This window comes from Buttiauxella gaviniae ATCC 51604 (assembly GCF_001654835.1).
Classification (GTDB): Bacteria; Pseudomonadota; Gammaproteobacteria; order Enterobacterales; family Enterobacteriaceae; genus Buttiauxella; species Buttiauxella gaviniae.
The window spans coordinates 1-584 of sequence record NZ_LXEP01000101.1 but is presented as its reverse complement, the minus strand read 5'-3'; the positions used below and the strand labels follow the sequence as shown (position 1 = coordinate 584).

The following is a 584-nucleotide window of genomic DNA, read 5'->3' as shown; positions in this document are numbered from 1 at the left end:
GTGTCCAGCACCACGGTTTTGTGCTCAACGGCAATCGCGGTGTTACCGGACGCGTCAACACCGGTGACCATCACCTGCACATCATTGTTGCCTTCATTCAGCGCCGCGGTGGGGACCGGTACTTCATAGCGCAGCTGGCCGTTGGCATCCGCCACCACATCGCCGCGATATTCATGGCCGTTCACGCTGACCACCACGTGGTCACCCACCTGCGCATCACCGGATACCTCTCCGCTGATGAGCGTTGGCATACGGGATTCGCTGGCGTTGACGGTGTCGTCGCCCGCCACCGTATCGATTGTCAGGGCATTGCTGGCCTGGGTGTCCAGCACCACCGTGGTGTGCTCAATTGCCGTGGTGGCGTTACCCGATGCATCCACACCGGTGACCATCACCTGCACATCATTGCTGCCTTCATTCAGCGCCGCCGTCGGCACCGGGACTTCGTAACGCAGCTGGCCGTTTTCATCGGTCACCGTGCCATAGAAGTTCTGGCCGTTCACGCTGACCACCACGTGGTCACCCACCTGCGCATCACCGGACACCTCTCCGCTGACGAGCGTTGGCATACGGGATTCGCTGGC

The 584-nt window shown here is 61.5% G+C and carries 1 protein-coding gene; it reads right to left on the bottom strand.

Going from position 1 to position 584, the window contains the following annotated elements; genetic code table 11:
• A partial coding sequence (locus M977_RS23905; RefSeq protein ID WP_245163552.1) for an Ig-like domain-containing protein occupies positions 1 to 569 on the bottom strand: 569 nt, incomplete at its 3' end.
• Between the last annotated feature and the right edge of the window lie 15 nt (positions 570 to 584).